Genomic DNA, 20,309 nt, shown 5'->3' on the forward strand with positions numbered 1-20,309 from the left:
CGCCGGGGCCGGTCCGCCGGCCACCGCGGCGGTGTCGACGAACACGGAATCAATGATCACGGGGAAGACTGCATGAAGATCGACTGGGACCGGCGTACCTGCGCACGGCGCGGGCATGTGACCTACGCCCCTCAGGAACCGGAGCTGGCGGCGCGCCTGCGCGCCGAGACCGGGTTCGGGGAGGCCTGGCGCTGCCTTCGCTGCGGCGACTTCGCCCTCGGGGACCCGCACGCGGCGGGTCCCGCGCGGGATGCGCCGCTGGTGCCGCGCGGCAAGGTACTGCGCGACCTGTTCATCCTGCGCTTCCTCGCCGTGGAGCGTGCGGTGCGCGGCGTGTTCATCGTGCTGGTGGCGGTGGCCGTATGGAAGTTCAGCAACAGCCAGGACGCGGTGCGCCGGCTCTTCGACGAGAATCTGGACGTCCTGCGTCCGGTGTTCCGCCACTTCCACTACGACCTCGACCACTCGCCGGTGGTCGGCACCATCCAGAAGACCTTCGGCTACAAACACTCGACGCTGGTGCTGGTGGCCGCGCTGCTGGTCGTCTACGCGCTGATCGAGATCATCGAGGGCGTCGGACTGTGGCGCGCGAAGCGCTGGGCCGAGTACCTGACCGTCGTCGCCACAGCCGTGTTCCTGCCCCTCGAGGTCTACGAGCTCACCGAGAAGGTCAGCTGGCTGAAGATCGCCACCCTGGCGATCAACATTCTCGCGGTGCTCTACATCCTGCTCGGCAAACGCCTGTTCGGCCTGCGGGGCGGTCACGCAGCCTTCGAGGCCGAACGGCAGAGTGCCTCGCTGCTGGAAGTGGAGACGACGGCCGGGGTGACCGCCGCTACCGGTTGACCGGTCCGGGGACCTGGTTCCACACGGCGAGGGCTGGCCGGCCGTGTTCGGTGCCGATCCGGCTCACCGACGCGGTGTCCAGACGGAAGAGCGCTCCGCCGGAGGCCGGCAGCCCGAGGCGGCGCGCGGTCAGCACCCGCAGGAAGTGCGCGTGCCCGACCAGGACGACGTCCCCGCCCTCGCCGTCGAGGTCGGCGTCGCGCAGCGCCACGTCGACCCGGCTGAGCAGGCGGTCGGCCCGCTCACCGACCTGCTGCGGGGTCTCACCGGGGTGCTCGGGCGGGCCCTCGGCCACTCCGTCGGTCCACAGGTCCCAGTCGGGCCGGTCCCGGTGGATCTCCACACTGGTGATGCCCTCATACGCCCCGTAGTCCCATTCGTGCAGGTCGGCGTCCGTGTGGGAGGGACTCAGCCCGGCGAGCTCGGCGGTCCGCACAGCACGTGACAGAGTGCTGGTCAGCGTGACCGCGATGCGCCGCTCGGCCAGCAGCGGGGCGACGGCCCGAGCCTGCTCCTCACCGAACGCCGTCAGCGGCAGATCCGTCCAGCTGGTGTGTTTCCCGCTGCGGCTCCAGCTGGTCTCACCGTGCCGTACGAGAATCAGCTCTCCCATGACCGCCCTGCCTTCTCGCGTCCACCGCCTCGACGGCTTCTTCGGTCTCGCTGTTGATATCGCTCTTGTCCGCCGGCGACCCGACGCCGGTGTTGATGTTGTACAAAGGCTTCAGCCCGTCACGACCAGCGAAGATTCCCGCGGAGGCAACCCACGGGGTGTGATTCCCGGCGCACTGCCTCCGGGCGCACCGCACCTCAAGCGCAGCGCACCTGCCGCGGGCCCGCATCCCGGGTCAGGGCTCCAGCGGCCGTCCGATGCGCAGGTTCCACCGTCCGGCCCTGCCGCTCAGCTCGGTCAGGGTCAGCGGCGCCGCGTCCAGCCGCCAGAACGCCTCGTCGGGCAGGGCCAGCGCGTGCAGTACGGCCGCCCGCACGACGGCGGGGCCGGCGACCGCGGCCACCCGGCCGCCGCTGCCCGCCAGCCTCTCCAGCCAGCCGCCGGCCCGCTCGCGCAGCCCGCGCAGAGACTCACCGCCGTGCGGTGAGGCCGCGGGGTCCGCCAGCCATTCGGCCACCGCTTCCGGTTCCCGCTCGGCCAGCTCCGCCAGAGTCCTCCCTCGCCAGCGGCCCAAGTCCCAGCCTCTCAGGGCAGGTTCGGGCCGGGCCCGCAGACCGAGCGCGGCAGCTGTCTCACGGCACCGGGCGTCGGGGGCGGCCAGTTGGCGGTCGGCACCCGGCACGGCGTCCGCGGCGAGCGCCGCACGGCGGGCGCCCGACTCGTCCAGCGGCCCCTCGTCGTCGAAGCGGACCTCGCGCAGCGCGGTGCTGCGGGCGGGTGAGATCAACATCACTCGTACCGTCATCGCCGGTCCCTCCTGCTGTCCTGTGCCTCGGCGGGGCAAGCACATCACGGGGGTCGCGGGCAGCGGGCAAGGGGTGTGACGGACCGTCCGGCCGACCGGCACCGTAGCGGAGCCCGCCCGCCAGGCGGTACGGTCACGTGAACATGACGAAGGTGTGATGGAAGTCCGGTGGGAATCCGGCACGGTCGCGCCACTGTGAACCCGCTCCGCGGGAAGTCAGACCCAGGACCTTCGTCTCAGGTACCACGATCGGGACGCGTGTTCCCCAGGAGGTTCTGCCATGGCAAGCTCCCTTGCCCCCACCCCCAGCACTCCCGCCACTCCGGCGATCGCCCCCATCTCCCTCAAGGCCATCGCCCCCTGGGCGGTCTTCTTCGGGATCCTCATGCTCATCCTGCTGTACTTCGTCGGTGCCGAGCAGGGTGCCACTTCGCTCGTCTCGGGCACGGATGTGCACGAGTGGGTCCATGACGGGCGTCATCTCCTCGGCTTCCCCTGCCACTGATCACTGACGTCCAGGGGGACCTCTCTCATGAACTCCATATCCGTACGCGCCCTGCTCGTCCGCGGCATGCTGGCCGGTCTCGTGGCCGGCCTGCTGGCCCTGGTCGTCGCCTACCTGCTCGGTGAACCGCGGGTGGACTCGGCCATCGCCTTCGAGGACGCGCACAGCCACGAGCACGAGATGGAGGTGGTCAGCCGCTCGCTCCAGTCGACAGCCGGTCTGGCCACCGGTGTGCTCGTCTTCGGGATCGCGGTCGGCGGCATCGCCGCTCTCGCGTTCTGCTTCGCGCTCGGGCGTATCGGCCGGTTCGGCCCGCGAGCGACCGCCGCGCTGGTCTCGGTCAGCGCGCTGATCGCGGTGTACGTCGTGCCGTTCCTCAAGTACCCGGCCAACCCGCCGTCCGTGGGCGATCCGGACACGATCGGCAAGCGCACCACCCTGTACTTCCTCATGATGGTCCTCAGCGTGCTGCTCGCCGTCGCCGCGGTGATCCTCGGCAAACGGCTCGCGCCCCGGCTGGGCAACTGGAACGCGACCATCTCGGCGGGAGCCGCGTTCCTCGTGGTGGTCGGTCTCGCCTACGCGTTCCTGCCTGCCGTCAACGAGGTCCCGAAGGACTTCCCTGCCACACTGCTCTGGCAGTTCCGGCTCTCGGCGCTCGCCATCCAGCTCACGCTGTGGACCGCGTTCGGGCTGTTCTTCGGTCACCTCGCCGAGCGCCACCTGCTGCCGCGGACGGCTCCGGCACGTGAGACGACCGGCACGGCGGCACGCACCACCGCACCGGCCGGCCGGGCGTGAAGTGACGGTTCACGGCAGCTGATCACCGGAGCGGGCCGTTTCTCCTCTCCGGCACCGCAGACCCAGAATCCCGCCCGGATCACATCCGGGCGGGATCTGGTCCGTCCGGACCTCTTCCGGGCGGAATCCGCCCGCCGCCGCGGACCACGGCTTGGGCAACTGCTTGCCACTCATTGGCCGCCTGTTCACCGATACGCTCCTCTGCTCCTCACCGGCCTCCCGCGAGAGTTCCGGAGGGTCCTGAACAAGGACCGATCCGAGCTCGAGAAGGGGACGTTCATGGCCGAGTTGACGCGACGCAGACTCCTTGGCTCAGCGGCGGCTGCCGGTGGCGCGGCGGCGCTGTCGCTGCTGCCGCCCAGTGTGCAGAAGGCGGTCGCGGCCGGTCCGCCGCGCCACGGATCGCTGCGCGACATCGAACACGTCGTCATGCTGATGCAGGAGAACCGCTCGTTCGACCACTACTTCGGCACGCTGTCCGGTGTGCGCGGCTTCAGCGATCCGCACGCGCAGAAGCTGGACAACGGAAGGCCTGTCTTCTACCAGCCGGACGCGGTGAACCCGAAGGGCTACCTGCTGCCGTTCCATCTGGACACGCACACGTCGAGCGCCCAGGCCATCCCGTCCACCAGTCACGCCTGGTCCGTCCAGCACGAGGCGTGGAACGGCGGCCGGATGGACCAGTGGCTCCCCGCCCACCGCAAGGCCGACGGGCTCAACGGCCCCTATGTCATGGGCTATTACACCCGTGAGGACATCCCCTTCCAGTTCGCGCTGGCGGAGACCTTCACCATCTGCGACAACTACTTCTGCTCGGTGCTCGGGCCCACCTGGCCGAACCGGCTGTACTGGATGACGGGCACAATCGACCCGAACGGCACCCAGGGCGGCCCGATCCTCAACAACACGGCCCCCACGCCGTACCGCTGGATGACCTACGCCGAGCGGCTCCAGGCGGCGGGCGTCAGCTGGAAGGTCTACCAGCAGGACGACGACTACGGCTGCAACATGCTGGAGAACTTCGAGGCCTTCAAGAACGCCAGGCCCGGTGACGAGCTGTACGAGCGCGGGGTACGCCCCCAGCCGGAGGGCACGTTCGAGGACGACGCCCGCAACGACCGGCTGCCGGCCGTCTCATGGATCATGCCGACGAGCTATCAGTCCGAGCACCCGGACTATCTTCCGGCGGCGGGCGCCGACTTCGTGGCCCAGAAGATCGAGGCCATCGCGTCCAATCCGAAGGTATGGGCGAAGACGGCCTTCATTCTCAACTACGACGAGAACGACGGCCTGTTCGACCATGTGGCGCCCTCCACCCCGAAAGCGGGCACGACGGACGAGTTCGTCCAGGGTCTGCCGATCGGCGGCGGTTTCCGGGTCCCGGCGATCATCGTGTCGCCCTGGACCGTGGGCGGCTGGGTCGCGGGCGAGCGGTTCGACCACACGTCGGCGCTGCAGTTCCTGGAGCGGTTCACGGGCGTGCGGGAACCCAACATCACCCAGTGGCGCCGCCGTACCTTCGGCGATCTGACGTCGGCGTTCCGCTTCTCCGACACCCACCACCGCCCGCCGCACCTGCCGCAGGACACGGCCGAGCAGCTGGAACAGGCGAAGGAGGAGGTGGCCACGCTGCCGAAGCCGACGCTGCCGGGGGCCGACCAGGCGTTCCCGCGGCAGGAGCGGGGGCACCGGCCGCGCACGTAGTGCCGGGGCAGGCAGGGTCCGGTGCGCTTGTGACCTGCCGGGCCCGCTGCGACGCCAGCTCGCCCCGCCGGCCGGCCACGGGCGGTCGCCTGCCCCTTCGGAGCGACGGTCCAGGAAAGCTGTACGCCGTGGCGCACGGCGCCTGGGCCGGCCCGCGGGTCAGCCGATCCCCAACAGCTTCCGCATCCGCGCGTACTTGGCCGTGAGGCGGTCCCTGGTGGGTGCGTCCAGTACGGCCAGCCGCCGCGGGTCCGCGTTGTGCGCGATGTCCGCCTCCTTGACCAGCACCGCGCTCGGAACCGCGAGGAGGCGGGCCGCGTAGGCCTCCGGGGCCTCACCCGCCCGCTTGGTCATGGCGAACACCATGTCCTTGACACTGCGCGGGAGCGGAGCGCCTTCCACCCAGTCCGCGGTGAGCACACCGTCCTCGACCGAGTCGTGCAGCCAGGCTGCGGCGATCTGGTCGTCGGTGCCGCCGCGTGCGGCGACGCCTTCCGCCACGGCTGCCAGGTGCACGGTGTACGGCTGCCCGGCCTTGTCGGTCTGCGTCGCGTGCACCCGGCGCGCGAGCGCCTCGACCTCCGACAGGCTCAGGCCGCCGGAAGGCTCCCGCGGGAAGAAGGTGTGGGCCAGGCCGTCGAGCAGATAACCGAGGCGGCGCTCGAACACCTCCTTCGGGTCCGTCCCAGCGTCCGTCTCACGCAGGGCCCTCGATGTGAGCGGGTACGCGCCCGACTCCGCGGCCGTGTCGAGGTAGGCCGGTTCGGCCCGGCTGTCCTCCCCCGCCTGTCGCGCCGCGCTGCTCCTGCCCGCCTCCAGCCGTCGCGCCTCGGCATGGGCGTATCCCTGGACGAACGCCACGACAGTCCGCCAGACGTCGAGCATCTGCCCGGTCGTGAAGCCGTATCCGTCGAGCAGCGACAGGCCGGACTCCGTCATCGCGAGGGTGCCGGGCCCGAAGGCGTCCACAGTGAGCGCCTGCCGTGCCAGCCACGGGTGGCGCAGAGTGACCTGCCGGGTGGTGTGCGCCATCGCGGTGAGGTCAGCACGCCAGTCGCCGGTACGCGGCGGCATCGCTACATCCGCGCTGACGCGGTCGACCATGAGATGGATGAGGTCCTCGCGGCTGTCGACGTATCGATACAGCGACATCGCGCCTGCCCCGACGCGCTCGGCGACCTTGCGCATGGTCACCGCGTCCAGCCCTTCGGCGTCCGCGAGAGCGATCCCTCCTGCGGCGATGACGTCGTAGGACAGTGCTGCCCGAGCGGCCTTTGCCGGCTGTCCGGCTTTCTCCCAGTTCACCATTTGCGTTTCACTCTAAGCGGTGCGTACATTGTCCGCAAGAGTACAACGTACGCACCCATGGGGCGTGGCCGCCCCGTCCCTCGTCCGCCGACACAGCCGAGGAATTCACGATGGAACCCCTGAACCCCTCCAGCCCCTCACCCACCCCGCAGTGCGACGTCCTGATCGTGGGCGCCGGACCGACCGGCCTCATGGCTGCCTGCGAACTGGCCCGCCGCGGGATCGCCGTCCGCGTCCTCGACAGCGCCCCGGGCCCCTTCACCGGATCCAGGGGCAAGGGTCTGCAGCCCCGGAGCCTGGAAGTCCTGGACAACCTGGGAGTGGCCGGCGAGCTGGTGTCCCGCGGGCGCTTCCGCCTTCCGGTGCGGTTCTACGCGCCCGACGGCAGCTCCACGGATGCCGATCTGAGCGCGGGTTCGGAACCGGACCCCGCAAGCCCTTACGCCCGCACGCTGCTCATCCCCCAGTGGCGTGTCGAGGAGACGCTCCGCCGCCACCTGGAGGGCCTCGGTGCCGCACCCGAGTGGGACCGCACCGTGACCGGCATCGTCCAGCACCCAGGGCACGCCGTTGCCGGGCTGGCCGACGGCTCGACCGTCACCGCCCGTTACGTGATCGGTGCGGACGGCGGCTCCAGTACCGTCCGGCGTCTCCTCGGCATGTCCTTCCTCGGCACCACCGACGAGGACGAGCGCATGCTCCTGGGGGACGTCCGCCTCGACGGCCTGGACCGCGACCACTGGCACATATTCCAGGGCTCCGACGGCACATCCGTCGCGCTGTGCCCGCTGCCCGCCCAGGACTCCTTCCAGATCCAGGCCCCCGTCGTCCCCGGCGACACCAGCGACCCCACGGTCGAGACCTTCCAGGGCATCGTCGACGCCCTCGTCGGCCCGGGGCGCGTCCGCCTGCACGAGGCGACGTGGCTCTCACGCTGGCGTCTGAACGTCCGCATGGTCGACCGCTACCGCGAGGACCGCGTGCTGCTCGCCGGCGACGCGGCTCACGTCCACTCCCCCGCCGGCGGACAGGGAATGAACACCGGTATCCAGGACGCGGCCAACCTCGGCTGGAAACTCGCCGCCGTCCTTCACGGGGCCCCCGACGCCCTGCTGGACACCTATCAGGCCGAGCGGCTGCCCGTCGCCGCCGCCGTCCTCGGTCTCTCCAGCCGTCTGATGGACCAGGACGCGGGAGCCCACGGTGCGGAAATGGACCAGCTGCTCCAGCTGGGCCACACCTACCGCGGCGGGCCCCTGGCCCCTGCGGCCGACCCGGCCGCCGGGGGACCACAGCCCGGTGACCGCGCCCCCGACGCGCCCTGCCACCTCCCCGACGGCAGCCCCGCCACGCTCTTCGGCCTCCGCCGCGGCGGCCACTGGACCCTGTACGGATTCGGATGCGCGCCCCGCGCCCACCCGGCCGTGCGCACCGTGGAGATCGGCGCGGACATCACCGACACCCACCACCACGCCCGGCAGGCCTACGGCGCCGACAACGGCGACATGGTCCTGGTCCGCCCCGACGGGCACATCGCCGTCCGCAGCCGCGACGCCGACGCCGTCGCCGCCTACCTCGACGAGCACCTCGGTGGAGCCCCCGTACCCGTCCACGCCTGACCGCAGCGGCCGCCTGCGCACACCGCCCGTCCGCCGCGATTCCCGGACTCCTCTACGATCAGCGGCGTGTGCGCACAAGTCATCGTCGCTGAAGACGACGAGAAACAGGCCGAGCTGGTACGCCGTTACCTCGAACGCGAGGGACACGCGGTCACGGTGGTCGGTGACGGCCTCGCTGCCCTCGACGAGGTCCGGCACAAAGCCCCCGACCTCCTGGTCCTGGACGTGATGATGCCGCGCGCCGACGGCCTGGACGTCGTGCGGGTCCTGCGTGCCGAGTCACGGGAGCTGCCGGTGCTGATGCTGACGGCCCGTACCACCGAGGACGATCTGCTGCTGGGGCTCGACCTGGGCGCCGACGACTACATGACCAAGCCGTACAGCCCACGGGAACTGATGGCACGGGTCCGCACCCTGCTCCGCCGTTCACAGCGGTCGGCGGGCACGGTGCCGGACCCCGATCCGCTCCTGTCGGTGGGCGCGTTGACCGTTGATCCGGTGCGGCACTCGGTGTCGGTCGGGGGACGGCCGGTCGACTGCACACCGGGCGAGTTCCGGGTGCTGGCCGCGATGGCCGCCGAACCGGACCGGGTCTTCACGCGGCAGCGGCTGCTTGCCGAACTGCATGGTTTCGACCGGTACATCAGCAACCGGACGGTCGACGTTCACGTCATGAACCTGCGTAAGAAGATAGAAGCGTCCCCACGGAAGCCGGCCCTGCTGCTCACCGTGTTCGGCGTCGGTTACAAACTGACCGACCCCGCGAAGGGCGCCCGCCTTGCAGCGCAGTGACGGGCGGTCGGGACCTTCCGGCCGCAGGGGACGGGCAGCACGTGCGGGGCGTACGCGGCTGCCCCTCCGCAAGAGTCTGCTCGGCCGGCTTCTCGCGGTGTCGGCGCTGGTGGCCGCCTGTTCGGTGGTGGCGACGGCCTGGCTCGCCGCACAGACCACCTCCGGCGCGATCAAGCAGGAGCAGGGTCAGAACCTCACGGCCGACACCCGCATCTACAACACCCTGCTCGGCTATGCGGCCGCGCATCCCCGCTGGGACGGAGTGGACGCGACGGTGCGCGAACTGGCCCGGCAGTCCGGCCGGCGGATCGCCCTGACCACCGAGAACCACCAGCCCGTCGCCGACTCGTCGGCCCGGTCGCGGCCGCCCGCGCTGCCGCCCCAGGTGTCGGCGGTCGTCGACCCGCTCTCCATGGACACCACACTGGCCGCGCGGAGTTCCACTTCCACAGGGACCGGCACATCGGCCGACCGGATCGACCCACGGGCCGTCGGCCCCTTCCGGCTGCCCGCGTCGGAGCGAAGTACGCTGAAGCGGGTCGCCGACGACACCGTGGACTGCCTCAACAGGCTCGGGATCGCCTCGGACGCGGTGCAGGGGCCGAGCGGCCGTCCCCGTATCCAGGCCGTGGGCAACGACCCGGACCGCACACAGGGAACCAGGTGCGGCACGGAAGCGCTGGACGTGCCCACCCCCACCGAACGGAAGGCACTCACCGCCCTCGACCACCTGGCGGACGCGTGTCTCGACCGCCGGCACCGCGCCGCGATACATCTGAGCCTGAACCTCTCCTGGAACGAGGCCGCCAAGGCCACCGAGCCTGAAGCCGCCGGGAACCCGGCTCCCGAACCGGCCGCGAGCGTGCCGTCCGCCGCGCCCACTCCTGCGGCGGAGCCGAGCGTCCGCAACAGCGACGAAGACCGGGCCATCGCGTCCTGCGTGGGCACCGCGCGCCGCGAACAGCTCAGCTCGTACGTCGCATCGCCCGCCCTGCTGTACATCGGTGATCAAGGCGGTGCCACGGTCCCGGGGTTCAACCTGTCCCCGGCCAACACCGCCCGCATCGCGGGGGTGGCCGCACTCGTCCTGGCCCTCACGGTCGGCGCGTCGGTGCTCGCCGGGGCCCGGCTGGTACGACCGCTGCACGCGCTCACCAACGCGGCGCAGCGGATGCGGGACGGCGGGAGTTCGGAACCGGTCGAGGTGACAACGGACAACGAGATCGGCCGGCTCGCGGCGACGTTCAACGACATGTCGGCGCACCGCGCCCGTCTTGAGGAGCAGCGCAAGGCGATGGTCAGCGATGTGGCGCACGAACTGCGCACGCCGCTCAGCAACATCCGCGGCTGGCTGGAGGCAGCGCAGGACGGTCTCGCCGAACCCGACCCGGCGTTCGTCTCCTCGCTCCTGGAGGAGGCGGTGCAGTTGCAGCACATCATCGACGACCTCCAGGATCTGGCGGCCGCCGACGCCGGGGCGCTGCGCCTGCACGTGGAGCCCGTGCGCGTCCAGGACCTGCTGGTCCAGGTCGCGTCAGCCCATCAGGCACGCGCGGAGGCGGCCGGGGTGACGCTGACGGTGGCCGGGGCGCAGCCCGGCACGCCCGCTCCGGTACTGGCCGCCGATCCGGTCCGGCTGCGGCAGGCGGTGGGCAACCTGGTCTCCAACGCGGTTCGTCACACACCGGATGGCGGGCAGGTCGTGCTGCGTGTGCGGGGCGGTACGACGGACCCGGCCTCCACGGAGTCGAGTCCCACGGACGTGTTGCTGGAGGTCGCCGACACCGGGGACGGCATCCCGTCCGAGTACCTCCCCTACGTCTTCGACCGTTTCTGGCGTGCGGAGAAGTCACGTAACCGCCGCACCGGCGGCAGCGGTCTGGGCCTCGCGATCGTCCGCAAACTGGCCGAGGCACACGGCGGCACCGCGACGGCGGCGAGTACGGAGGGAGAAGGCTCCGTCTTCACGCTCAGGCTGCCGCTGCGACAGCGGGGCGAGGCGACCGGCTTGGACGAGTCCGGCCCTGCGTCGCGGACCGGGCCCACTGCATCACCGCCGCCGGCGCCCTGATCCGATGACCACAGCGTCCTGACAGGTTCCTCATAACTGCTTGCCAGTCTGTCGCTGTGCCCCGGCGCCTGCTGCGGAACGCAGCCAGGAATCACCGAGCCGGGCCGGAACTGGAGCTGTTCATGTCCCCTCGCATGTCCCTGCGCACCGCTGTGCTCGCCGCCGTGGCGGTCGGTACGGTACTCGTCCCGTCGACCGCGGCCTTCGCGTCCGACAGCCCCAAGCCCGTTGCTCCCAAGGCTGAGCCGTCCGCCGCCAGCAGCGCGGCGCCGGCGAAGGCCGCACCTGCCGAGCAGCCGTCGGCGGCGCCGCGCGGAGCCGTCGCGGCGGGCGACAAGCCCACCCCGAAGGCGCGCGCGGCCGAGCCCGCCGCGAGCTCCCGGACCGCCCGCCCGGCCGCCGCGCCGCGCGGCGCCGTCGCCGCGGGTGAGCGGCCGGCCGGGAGCGGCGGCGACACCACGGCGCTGATCGGCTCGGCTGCCGGGGCCGTCCTTCTCGCCGGCGCGGGCACAGTCGTCCTGCGCCGCCGCTCGGCCGCGCAGCGCAACGGCTGACCCCTCGTCCCACAGCAGTGGCGCCGTCCGGCACCGGACGGCGCCACTGCCTGCGTCGCGTGCCATCCCCGCGCCCCTGAACACGCACGCGGCCTCTCCTCCCCCCGTACGCCCCTGACCCCGTACCCCTGACTGCCCTGGAGCCCTCATGTCCCGTACGCACCAGCCGATGTGGCGATCCGCCGCCCTGCCCGCAGCAGCCGCCTGTCTCACTCTCGCGGCGCTCACGGGCTGTTCGTCCGGGTCATCGGACTCGGCCGGCAACAAGCCCGCCGACACGGCGAGTACGGCACCGGGCCCGGCCGCCGGGAAGGGCACCGCGCAGGACACGTCCGGCACGAAGACCGACGCGAAGAACAAAACGGAGCAGGCCGCACCCCCGGCCGAGGTGTCGATCCCGTCGATCGGGGTGTCCAGTTCGCTGCTGCGCCTCGGCCTCAACGCGGACCGCACGGTCGAGGTCCCACCGGCAGACAAGGGCATGACAGCGGGCTGGTACACCGGGAGCGCCGCCCCGGGCGAGCGGGGAGCAGCCGTACTGATCGGCCACAACGACACCCGCTTCGGCAGGGCCGTCTTCCACGACCTGAGGAAGATCCACAAGGGTGCGGACATCGCCGTCCGCAACACCCTGGGCAAGACGGCCCACTTCACGGTCACCGGCACACAGAGCGTCAGCAAGAAGTCGTTCCCGACCGACAAGGTCTACGGAAAGACCACCGAGCGCGCACTGCGGCTGATCACCTGCGACGGATCATTCGACGCGCAGGGGCACCCGGTGAACAACCTGATCGTCTATGCGGCATTGCGCTGACAGAGGGGTGCTCGTCAGGTAGGGCAGCGAGCGTCTCACGGACGTTCTCCACGGGGACGACGGGGTCCTCCCGTTATGCCGTGGACTATTTGGCGAAGAGCCCCATATGAGCCTTCGAGGGGCAGGGTGCCGCGTCGGGGCTGTCTCAGCCCGGCTCCCCGCCCAATTTACTCAAGGGCGCCCCCAACCCGGCCTGTGGCTGTCCTCCGTCGGCCGGGATGTGGGCGCCGTTCACTGCCCTGGAGGCAGGAGAGAGGAGAAATGCCACAACCTGTGCGACTTCGTCGGCGTTCAACAGGCGTCCGCTCGGGTTGCGTTCGGCATACGCCGCGTACGTCTCGGGGTCACGTTGGCGCAGACGGTCCCAGCTCTTGCCCGGTAGGAGGATCGAACCAGGACTGACCGTGTTGACGCGGGTCCGGTACGGAGCGAGTTCCTGGCTCAGGGCGCCGGCGAGGTAAATCTCCGACGCCTTTGCCGCGCCGTACTGCGCAGGAAAGCGTGGCTTCCAGCCCGAGATGGAAGAGACAATCACCACTGAGCTGCCGGGACGCAGGCTGTCCAGCGCCGAACGAACCGTCCGCACGGCGTGACCGCCGTTCAGCTCCCAGGTCGTCTGCCAGTCCTCGCGAGTCGAGTCGAGGAGTCCGCCGCCACGCTTTCCGCCGATGTTGGCGACTACACCGTCCAGGCCGCCGAGTGCCAGCCCGGCATGCCGCGTGAAATCCTCGAGTTCATCCGGTGCCAGAATATCCAACGCCCCCGTAATGACCTCGGCGTTGAAGTCCTTCTGCAGTTCGGAAGAGGCACGGTCCAGGGATTGGGTATCACGGCCGCATATCGCGACGGCTGCCCCGTCCGCGGCTAGAACTCGGGCGACCGCATATCCCAGCCCCCTGCTGCCGCCCGTCACCAAAAACGTCCTGCCCTGCAGCCCGTACGTGGCTGTCGGTGTTGGCATCAGATGCTCTTCGACCCAGTCGGCTTCTTCACGTTCGCTCATGGCTCACCACTCTGCCATCCACCGACCAGCGGTGCCTCAACGCACGAGCTTGCGGATGACGATGCCCACGATGAGCGTGGTGAACAGCATTCCCGCTACGGTGAGTGACACTGCCAGCGCCGACCATCCGGCCGACTTCAGCTCGGAGGGCATTCCGGTACCGACGTTGAGCCAGAGCGCGAGCGCCATCACGAACGCCTTTCCGGCGGCGGTCACATCCGTCAAGCCGCTGCCGGGCTGACGCAAGGCTCCGGTCAGATGGAGAATGACACCCGTCAGGAAGACCCCGACCACCAGAACGCGCGCCGGGTTACGTGCACGTACGCCCCAGCCGAGGACGCCACCGAGGACACCCCGCACAACAGTGCGCCGCAGCCCAGGAAGGGCAGCTGCCTCGCGCTGGCGAGCAAGGTAGTAGAGCTCGTCCACCTCACGGTTCCGATTCCGTCTCGCCAGCGCGATCCGCACGGATTCCATTGCAACTGCGGTCACTTCGGTGAAAGAACGCTCGAGGAAGGAAAGGATCTGACCGCCGTCGCGGAAGACCTGCCCGGCGAGCTCCATGTCACCAATGCTGGAGGAATCATCGAGACTGTACCGGGAACTGCCGGTCGGGAGCCCGAGGGTACCTGTGACCGAGGACCCGTACAGGCTGATCACCGACAGCCCCTCGGATCCCGAGGCCAGTGACACCAGTGTCGTGTTGTGAAGTGAGAGTCGCGCTGTCGCCTCGGCCCCAGCGGCGCCTGCACTGTCGCAGAGTCCGAGGTTACGTACTTCTACTGGCCCTCTGACAGTGCTGTTGGCAATCGTGCTGTCCTCAGCGGGAATCACCAGTCCATTCACACGTAACGTCTCGGTGCAACGAAGTTCGTTCACTTGCAATGGCTCGTCCAGCCTGACTCGCTGCAGGGTGAGCTCCGGCGTCTCGACATCGTCGAGTTGCAGTGCGGACAGCCACAGATCGTCGAACCTGACGTCCTCACGTGCGCGCAACCCTCGGACCACTACACGCGGTCTCCCGAGACGGCCACCCGTGGACTGGCTGCGAACTGCGAGCGAGGAAACCCGGGTGTTGCTGATGCGGACCGGCCCGCGCAGGGCGTTGAGCTGGAGGAGCTCCTCCACCCGTAGGCGCTCGAGTCGGGCGGGGCCACACGAGTGCAGAGCAAGGAATTCCAACGAGGAGTCGATCACGGTGATCTCACAGCCGAGTGATGCACTGCGGATGGTCAGGCGCGCGATCCGTGAGTTCACCACGAAGAAGGCATCTGCCTCCACATGGTCCACGATCAGTTCGTCGATATGGCAGGAGCGCACAGTGAGCGTCCCGTCAATGCTCATCGAGTCGAGCGAGATCCGGTCGGCCGATACCGTGTCCAGCAGGAGGTCGGCCGTGACCTCGTCCTGGTGCAGATGCACGCTGCGGTCGTTGACGGTGCGCTGGCGACCGATTCTCGCCAGGTCCTCAAGCGTGCGGACAACTCCCACCGGCATCCCCCTGCTGTGTGTGACTGCTGCTGGCGCTTGTGATGACTGGCTCATGCCCGACGAGAATCCGCCCCCGGGGCTGCCCCGCCTCGTCCCGCCCCGATCCCCAGAGTCGCGAGCAGCGCTTGCGGGCTCAGCATGTCCGGCGAGCCGGACAGCGCGTAGGCGATCTTTTTGGCCGCTGTCGCCGGATCCGTACGGTCTGTGCGCACCACCACGTCGAACAGGTCCCGCACATCGGAGTCGAGGACGTCGTGCGCCGTCTCGTCCCAGGCCTTGAGCCTCTTCGATGTGTCCATATCGCCCCGCGCACGCGACCGGGCCTCGCACACGTCCCGCGGGACCCAGAGAAGGACCCGCAGCCACGAGACCGTGGACCGGGTGCGGTTCACCAGCGTGCGCATGTCGGCAATGTTGCCGATGTGGGCGACCGGCACCAGACCCTTCTCCTGTGGTTCTGCGAGAGAAAGGCCATCGACCGCGTAGATGTTGCCGTACCGCCGAGTCTCCACGACGATCCTGCCGCTGAGGCGCAGGGCATCCAGCTCCTCAGCGGTGACGAACCTGTACCCGGCTGACCGGCCGGACCCCTGTTTGAGCTTGGTGAGGAGTTCAAATCGCGGATCGACGGAGCGGAGCGCCGCCGTAATCGTGTCCTTCCCGGCTGCGGGGGGACCGAACAGCACGACAGCGCTCATGAGTCCGCCAGGAGCCGCTGTGCGATGGACTCGACCTGCTCGGCGAGCGGTCGCGATGCGCCGATACGATTGTCGATCACGTGATGAGATGCCACCGGTCTGAGACCGATGTCGATGGCTCCCGTGTAGGTCGGCCAGTGGGTCAATTTCCAGGTGTCGCGAGATGCGTTACGCGAAATCAACCGGTCCCGCATGGATTCCAGGTCGCTGTCGACCCACAACGTCTCGAACCGGGCCCCCATCCTGCCGCAGCGGCGAGCCACCCGGGCTGCCCACTGCGCGTCAGCGCTCTCGGCGAGGAAGGGCGCCACAGCAATTACGGACGTGCCGCACTCCAGATTTTCCCACACCGTCTTCATGAGACACGCATATTCCAGAGGTCTGGCATGCTCAAGGTAGGTGGGACTGTGGCGGTCGTCCGCGTCTCCCCCCAGCGCCCGTAACAGGGACTCGGTCATGGGGCGGCTGATGGTGTCCTTGTCGAGCACGGCCCAACCTGTCGCCGACGCCAGGAGTTTGCCGGCCTCGGATTTCCCCGATCCGGCGTACCCCGCGACGACAGCGAGGGTGATCTGACCGGCACGTAACGCAGTCGTCATGCTGTCTGCCCCCGAAGTCTCGTACAACTGAGCTCAGCTTAGAGGCCGGACAGCGCCCTGAAGCTCGAACTAGGCTTCTGTCGGGGCGGATCGGCCTGCCTGTGGCAGCACGCATCGAGCGGGGTTCGTGAGGCAGCTGTCGTTGTCGGCGTCGACTGTCCGGGCACGCCCGTCCGCCCTCGGCCGGCTCCGACGGGAACTGCTGCGCCGGATGCGCCTGGAGGTCACGGTCACATGTCTCGAAATGACCGAGCCGCAGGCGTCCATGCCGAAGCCGTACTGCTCGAGCGAGCACATCCCTCGCGGAGGCGGGACCTTGAAGTCCCCTGCGCTTTATCTTGCCTATACAAAGCAGACAAACAGGAGCAAACTGGTATTTGCGCGGCTCAGCCGCGCAACGCGGTCGGACTTGCAGCAATGAAGGAGGCGAGTCGCATGGCCGACGTCTCACATACAAGAGGCGATCTGGAAACCCACCCTGACGTACCCGAAATGCGGGCTCGGTACGACCGGATGCTCGGCGGGCGTGATGTGGCGCTCGTGGACGGACCGGTGTTCCTCGTCGGTGTGTACTGCGCGATGTCCGCGTGGGTGATCCACTTCTCGGGCACCCAGTCGGCGCTGACGACGCACAATCTCATCATGGGCATCGCGATCGCCCTCCTGGGCCTCGGATTCACCATCATGCCGGAGCGGATGTACGGCCTCAGCTGGGCCATGGTCGTGATGGGCGCCTGGCTGGTCGTCGCACCGTGGATCGTGGGCAGTCACCCGGACAAGGGGATCATCTGGAGCAACGCGATCATCGGCGGCGTCACCGCTTTGCTCGGGTTGGTGTGCACCGTCGTAGCGGCGAAACGCAGTCGCGCCGCGCACTCGGCGGCCGCCGCGGGAGCGAGCCGCCGCACCGGCGGAGCGAGCCGCCTCAGTCGCGCGGGGCACACTGACCGCGACCGCACCGAATGATGTGAGTCCGCCGGCCGCCGGGCCGGCCGGCCGGAAGAACGGTCGGCCGACAGCAGGACAGGACGCCCGGAGAGAAACCGCGGAGACACAACAAGAGATGGGTGGTGCGGGCCGGATATCCGGCCCGCACCACCCATCTCTTGCTTCTCGAAGTGTCCGAGGGGGGACTTGAACCCCCACGCCCGATAAAGGGCACTAGCACCTCAAGCTAGCGCGTCTGCCATTCCGCCACCCGGACAAGGTGCCTGTCGGCCACGCGTGCGTTCCCCGTGGCGACAAGAACAACAATACCAGGGGTTTGCGGCCATCCTCACCCGCATTTGCCGTGGTCAGCGGCTGGCCCCGCGCACCGGCGAAGAGCTCCTCCGAGTCCCGTCGCGGCGCGCGGGACCTTGTGTCACCGGGTGAGCACCATCAGTACTTGGCCGCTCCTGCGGGCGTCACGGGGCGAGCTGGTAGTCCGGGAAGTTACCCGGCGCCCTCTCTCCCGCCGGGCCCTCCGTCACCGCGTGGACCAGCAGTTCGCCGCCCACGAAGGCGCCGCGCCACGACGCCCCGTGGCCGCCGAAAAGCTCGTCGCGGTCCCCGCGCGAGCGGGGCTTGGAGCGGCCGACCTTGAAGGCCCGGATCTGCGGGGCGAGCCGCTCGTACGCGTCGGGGTCGTCGGTCGACAGGGTGGAGACCAGCGCCCCGTTGGAGGCGTTCATGGCGGCCAGGAGTTCCGCCTCCGTGTCGACCAGAACGATCGTGTCGACCGGTCCGAAGGGCTCGGCGTGGAAGAGCGGGGAGGACGGCGGCGGGTTGAGCAGAGTGACCGGAGGAAGGTAGGCACCCGTGTCCTGGCCGGGGAGAAAGAGGCCGTCGTCAAGGGCGCCCCGGTGCAGCGGGATCGCGCCGCGGTCGATGGCCTCGGCCACCTGGTCGTTCAGTTCCTCGGCCTTGGCGGAGTTGATCAGCGGCCCGAAATCCAGCTCCGGGAGGGCGTCGGACGGGCTCTCGACGGCCAGCGGGTGGCCGATGCGCACCGAGCGTGCGGCGGGAAGATACGCCGCCAGGAACGCGTCGAACGCGCTGCGCTGCACCACGAATCTCGGGTAGGCCGTGCACCGCTGCTTCCCGTAGTCGAAGAGCTTGGGGATCACCGCGGAGAGCGCGGACCAGTCCGTGTAGTTCCAGAAGCCCCAGGTGTTGAGCCCTTCCTGTTCGAGGATGTGCCGCTTGCCGAGATCGGCCACCGCCGTGGCGATCCTCGCCCCCGTGTCACGGCCGCCCACGAACGAGACACAGCCGATCTCCGGAGAACGGACCAGGGCCTCGGACAGTTCACCGCCGCTGCCGCTGACGAGTGTGACCGGGATGCCCTCCCGTGCCGCGAGCGCGCAGGCGAGCGTCAGGCAGGCGACGCCGCCGTCGGTCGGCGCCTTGGCGATGACCGCGTTTCCGGCCAGCGCCTGCACCAGCATCGCGTGGGCCAGCACTGACATCGGGTAGTTCCAGCTGGCGATGTTGGAGACCGGGCCTTCGAGAGGGGTACGGCCTTCGGTCATCGACTCGATGCCGTCGACGTACCAGCGCACACCGTCGATGGCGCGGTCGACATCGGCCGTGGCCAGCCGCCAGGGCTTGCCGATCTCCCAGACCAGCAGGAGCGCCAGCAGCTCGCGGTGTTCGGTGAGCGCGTCCAGCGTGGCGGAGACCCGGGCCCGGCGTTCGGGCAGCGGGACATGCCGCCAGGCCCGGTGCTGGTCGAGGGAGGCCCGTACCGCCTGCTGCGCGGTGGCGGCGTCGAGGCGTGGCGGGCCCGCGATACGGCTTCCGTCGACGGGGCTGGTCGCCGGCAGCGCCCGCCCGTCGGCCTGCCATGAGGCGTTCCAGAAGTTCAGCACGCGGTCGTCCCTGAATGCCTCGGGGGCGACGGCGAGACAGCGGTTCCAGGCGTCGGCCCAGGCTGTTCCGGACTTGAGGGTGAGGGTGGGTGCCATCGGTCGGTCTCCGCTCATGTGGGGCGGGGTGTGTGGTGGCTTTCCTGGTGCGCGGCCGGCCGCCCCCGCACAGGGCGGTGGCCGTAGGGCGAAGGTAGCGGGGACGGGGCGCCTTCCGGTCCGCACCGGCCGTGCCGTATGAGTGACGTCATGTGCGGCACGGCCTCGCACGACGAGCGGTGTGCAGCCCGCGGCCCTGCTGCGGCGGCCGGGGGCGGGCCCGCGCGATCACCGGACGCTCGGCTCGGCACCCCGCAGGGCCGCGAGCCGGGCCAGGACCAGTGCCGCGGTCTCCGATGGGGTGGACCCGACGCTTACGCCCACCGCTTCGAGAGCCGCCTTCTTGGCCTGCGCCGTGCCCGAGGAACCGGAGACGATGGCTCCCGCGTGCCCCATGGTCCTGCCCTCCGGAGCCGTGAAGCCCGCGATGTATCCGACCACGGGCTTGGTGACGTGTCCGGCGATGTACGCGGCGGCCCGCTCTTCCGCGTCGCCCCCGATCTCGCCGATCATGACGATCAGGTCGGTGTCCGGATCGTCCTGGAACGCCGCGAGGCAGTCGATGTGAGTGGTGCCGACGACGGGGTCCCCTCCGATACCGACCGCCGACGAGAAGCCTTCGTCCCGCAGCTCGTACATCAGCTGGTAGGTGAGTGTCCCGGACTTGGAGACAAGCCCGATGCGGCCTGGGGTACCGGCGATGTCGGCAGGGATGATCCCGACGTTGGACCGTCCCGGGCTGATCAGGCCCGGACAGTTCGGCCCGATGACACGGGTGCCTCGCCGCTCGGCGTACGTCGTGAAGACCACCGCGTCGTGCACGGGGATTCCTTCGGTGATCACGACCACGAGGCGGACCGAAGCGTCGGCTGCCTCGGCGACCGCGGCTCCGGCGAAGGGCGGCGGGACGAAGACGACCGTGACGTCCGCGCCGGTGGCCTCGACGCCCTCGCGCACCGAGCCGTACACGGGAACGGTCACACCGTCGAAGTCGGCCGGACGGCCGGCCTTCCGCGGATTGACGCCGCCGACGACGCGTGTCCCGGCGGCGAGCATGCGACGGGTGTGCTTCATACCCTCGGTGCCGGTCATGCCCTGGACGAGTACCCTGCTCGCCTCGGTCAGGAAGATGGCCATC

At 69.8% G+C, this 20,309-nt stretch carries 18 protein-coding genes, 1 tRNA gene, 2 pseudogenes and 1 riboswitch; of the genes and pseudogenes, 10 read left to right on the forward strand and 11 right to left on the reverse strand.

The annotated features are described in order from the left end of the window. Positions 1-72: 72 nt before the first annotated feature. A complete protein-coding gene (locus OG584_RS04240) occupies positions 73-846 on the forward strand; it encodes a DUF2127 domain-containing protein (protein WP_405775106.1) in 774 nt (257 codons plus the stop codon). Here the strand turns inward: OG584_RS04240 and OG584_RS04245 are convergent. Together OG584_RS04245 and OG584_RS04250 are read right to left on the reverse strand one after the other, a co-directional pair. Next, on the reverse strand, positions 836-1,459 hold the full coding sequence (locus OG584_RS04245; RefSeq protein ID WP_405775108.1) for a histidine phosphatase family protein: 624 nt from the start codon (positions 1,457-1,459) through the stop codon (positions 836-838). The genes OG584_RS04240 and OG584_RS04245 overlap by 11 nt on opposite strands. Positions 1,460-1,694: 235 nt before the next feature. Beyond that, the gene (locus OG584_RS04250; protein ID WP_405775110.1) at positions 1,695-2,264 is read right to left on the reverse strand and encodes a histidine phosphatase family protein; all 570 of its coding nucleotides are present in this window, start codon (positions 2,262-2,264) and stop codon (positions 1,695-1,697) included. 135 nt (positions 2,265-2,399) lie between these two features. Next, positions 2,400-2,541, forward strand: a riboswitch (adenosylcobalamin (AdoCbl) riboswitch). A gap of 3 nt (positions 2,542-2,544) precedes the next feature. Here OG584_RS04250 and OG584_RS04255 point away from each other — a divergent pair. The 3 genes from OG584_RS04255 to OG584_RS04265 all read left to right on the forward strand — a co-directional run bounded on the left by OG584_RS04255 (position 2,545) and on the right by OG584_RS04265 (position 5,274). Further along, positions 2,545-2,769 carry a CbtB-domain containing protein gene (locus tag OG584_RS04255; protein WP_405775112.1) on the forward strand — a complete coding sequence of 75 codons (225 nt, stop codon included), beginning with the start codon at positions 2,545-2,547 and terminating at the stop codon, positions 2,767-2,769. A 27-nt stretch (positions 2,770-2,796) separates the two neighbouring features. Next, entirely contained in the window at positions 2,797-3,570 is a 774-nt protein-coding gene (locus OG584_RS04260; RefSeq protein ID WP_405775114.1) for a CbtA family protein, read from the forward strand. Between the two features lie 279 nt (positions 3,571-3,849). Further along, positions 3,850-5,274: an alkaline phosphatase family protein gene (locus OG584_RS04265; protein ID WP_405775116.1), complete on the forward strand. Its 1,425-nt coding sequence runs from the start codon at positions 3,850-3,852 to the stop codon at positions 5,272-5,274. Positions 5,275-5,433: 159 nt separating this feature from the next. Here OG584_RS04265 and OG584_RS04270 read toward each other — a convergent pair whose 3' ends face one another. Beyond that, the gene (locus OG584_RS04270) at positions 5,434-5,868 is read right to left on the reverse strand and encodes an HD domain-containing protein (RefSeq protein WP_405783880.1); all 435 of its coding nucleotides are present in this window, start codon (positions 5,866-5,868) and stop codon (positions 5,434-5,436) included. 42 nt (positions 5,869-5,910) lie between these two features. Continuing rightward, positions 5,911-6,582 (reverse strand): annotated as a pseudogene (locus tag OG584_RS04275) (TetR/AcrR family transcriptional regulator); the annotation flags it as partial. 110 nt (positions 6,583-6,692) lie between these two features. On the opposite strand from OG584_RS04275, the gene OG584_RS04280 reads away from it, so the two are divergent. The 5 genes from OG584_RS04280 (at position 6,693) to OG584_RS04300 (ending at position 12,432) form a co-directional block, all read left to right on the forward strand. Beyond that, on the forward strand, positions 6,693-8,201 hold the full coding sequence (locus OG584_RS04280; RefSeq protein WP_405775118.1) for an FAD-dependent monooxygenase: 1,509 nt from the start codon (positions 6,693-6,695) through the stop codon (positions 8,199-8,201). Between the two features lie 66 nt (positions 8,202-8,267). Beyond that, positions 8,268-8,993 carry a response regulator transcription factor gene (locus OG584_RS04285; protein WP_405775120.1) on the forward strand — a complete coding sequence of 242 codons (726 nt, stop codon included), beginning with the start codon at positions 8,268-8,270 and terminating at the stop codon, positions 8,991-8,993. Continuing rightward, the gene (locus OG584_RS04290; RefSeq protein WP_405775122.1) at positions 8,980-11,064 is read left to right on the forward strand and encodes a sensor histidine kinase; all 2,085 of its coding nucleotides are present in this window, start codon (positions 8,980-8,982) and stop codon (positions 11,062-11,064) included. Before OG584_RS04285 ends, OG584_RS04290 begins: the two co-directional genes overlap by 14 nt. A 122-nt stretch (positions 11,065-11,186) precedes the next feature. Continuing rightward, positions 11,187-11,618, forward strand: a complete 432-nt coding sequence (locus OG584_RS04295) for a hypothetical protein (protein WP_405775124.1) — start codon at positions 11,187-11,189, stop codon at positions 11,616-11,618. Between the two features lie 148 nt (positions 11,619-11,766). Further along, positions 11,767-12,432 (forward strand): class F sortase, encoded by a 666-nt coding sequence (locus OG584_RS04300; protein ID WP_405775126.1) that lies wholly within the window; start codon positions 11,767-11,769, stop codon positions 12,430-12,432. Between the two features lie 145 nt (positions 12,433-12,577). On the opposite strand, the gene OG584_RS04305 is transcribed toward OG584_RS04300, so the two are convergent. Genes OG584_RS04305 through OG584_RS04320 form a run of 4 tightly spaced genes read right to left on the reverse strand, consistent with a single transcriptional unit; the run spans position 12,578 to position 16,250 of the window. After that, positions 12,578-13,435, reverse strand: coding sequence for an SDR family NAD(P)-dependent oxidoreductase (locus OG584_RS04305; protein WP_405775128.1), 858 nt, complete (start codon positions 13,433-13,435; stop codon positions 12,578-12,580). A gap of 36 nt (positions 13,436-13,471) precedes the next feature. After that, the gene (locus OG584_RS04310) at positions 13,472-14,926 is read right to left on the reverse strand and encodes a hypothetical protein (RefSeq protein WP_405775130.1); all 1,455 of its coding nucleotides are present in this window, start codon (positions 14,924-14,926) and stop codon (positions 13,472-13,474) included. A gap of 50 nt (positions 14,927-14,976) precedes the next feature. After that, entirely contained in the window at positions 14,977-15,624 is a 648-nt protein-coding gene (locus OG584_RS04315; protein ID WP_405775132.1) for a guanylate kinase, read from the reverse strand. Further along, positions 15,621-16,250 carry an AAA family ATPase gene (locus OG584_RS04320; protein WP_405775134.1) on the reverse strand — a complete coding sequence of 210 codons (630 nt, stop codon included), beginning with the start codon at positions 16,248-16,250 and terminating at the stop codon, positions 15,621-15,623. The genes OG584_RS04315 and OG584_RS04320 overlap by 4 nt, the downstream gene beginning before the upstream one ends. A 408-nt stretch (positions 16,251-16,658) precedes the next feature. Here OG584_RS04320 and OG584_RS04325 point away from each other — a divergent pair. Then, positions 16,659-17,093: pseudogene (locus tag OG584_RS04325) on the forward strand (SPW repeat protein); the annotation flags it as partial. A 249-nt stretch (positions 17,094-17,342) separates the two neighbouring features. On the opposite strand, the gene OG584_RS04330 reads toward OG584_RS04325, so the two are convergent. From OG584_RS04330 to sucD, 3 genes are all read right to left on the reverse strand, one after another. Further along, positions 17,343-17,427: transfer RNA gene (locus OG584_RS04330), tRNA-Leu, on the reverse strand. A 202-nt stretch (positions 17,428-17,629) separates the two neighbouring features. Further along, positions 17,630-19,171 carry an aldehyde dehydrogenase family protein gene (locus OG584_RS04335; RefSeq protein WP_405775136.1) on the reverse strand — a complete coding sequence of 514 codons (1,542 nt, stop codon included), beginning with the start codon at positions 19,169-19,171 and terminating at the stop codon, positions 17,630-17,632. A gap of 228 nt (positions 19,172-19,399) precedes the next feature. Continuing rightward, positions 19,400-20,308 carry a succinate--CoA ligase subunit alpha gene (sucD, locus tag OG584_RS04340; RefSeq protein WP_405775138.1) on the reverse strand — a complete coding sequence of 303 codons (909 nt, stop codon included), beginning with the start codon at positions 20,306-20,308 and terminating at the stop codon, positions 19,400-19,402. Position 20,309 lies beyond the last annotated feature (1 nt).

The sequence above is a fragment of the Streptomyces sp. NBC_00859 genome, from assembly GCF_045161865.1.
GTDB lineage: Bacteria > Actinomycetota > Actinomycetes > Streptomycetales > Streptomycetaceae > Streptomyces.

Excerpts from the sequence above, each read along its gene's own strand:
- OG584_RS04255 (WP_405775112.1), top strand. The coding sequence starts at position 2,545 with ATGGCAAGCTCCCTTGCCCCCACCCCCAGCACTCCCGCCACTCCGGCG.
- sucD (WP_405775138.1), bottom strand. The coding sequence starts at position 20,308 with ATGGCCATCTTCCTGACCGAGGCGAGCAGGGTACTCGTCCAGGGCATG.
- OG584_RS04315 (WP_405775132.1), bottom strand. The coding sequence starts at position 15,624 with ATGAGCGCTGTCGTGCTGTTCGGTCCCCCCGCAGCCGGGAAGGACACG.
- OG584_RS04250 (WP_405775110.1), bottom strand. The coding sequence starts at position 2,264 with ATGACGGTACGAGTGATGTTGATCTCACCCGCCCGCAGCACCGCGCTG.
- OG584_RS04300 (WP_405775126.1), top strand. The coding sequence starts at position 11,767 with ATGTCCCGTACGCACCAGCCGATGTGGCGATCCGCCGCCCTGCCCGCA.
- OG584_RS04245 (WP_405775108.1), bottom strand. The coding sequence starts at position 1,459 with ATGGGAGAGCTGATTCTCGTACGGCACGGTGAGACCAGCTGGAGCCGC.
- OG584_RS04305 (WP_405775128.1), bottom strand. The coding sequence starts at position 13,435 with ATGAGCGAACGTGAAGAAGCCGACTGGGTCGAAGAGCATCTGATGCCA.
- OG584_RS04335 (WP_405775136.1), bottom strand. The coding sequence starts at position 19,171 with ATGGCACCCACCCTCACCCTCAAGTCCGGAACAGCCTGGGCCGACGCC.
- OG584_RS04295 (WP_405775124.1), top strand. The coding sequence starts at position 11,187 with ATGTCCCCTCGCATGTCCCTGCGCACCGCTGTGCTCGCCGCCGTGGCG.
- OG584_RS04240 (WP_405775106.1), top strand. The coding sequence starts at position 73 with ATGAAGATCGACTGGGACCGGCGTACCTGCGCACGGCGCGGGCATGTG.
- OG584_RS04265 (WP_405775116.1), top strand. The coding sequence starts at position 3,850 with ATGGCCGAGTTGACGCGACGCAGACTCCTTGGCTCAGCGGCGGCTGCC.
- OG584_RS04280 (WP_405775118.1), top strand. The coding sequence starts at position 6,693 with ATGGAACCCCTGAACCCCTCCAGCCCCTCACCCACCCCGCAGTGCGAC.
- OG584_RS04260 (WP_405775114.1), top strand. The coding sequence starts at position 2,797 with ATGAACTCCATATCCGTACGCGCCCTGCTCGTCCGCGGCATGCTGGCC.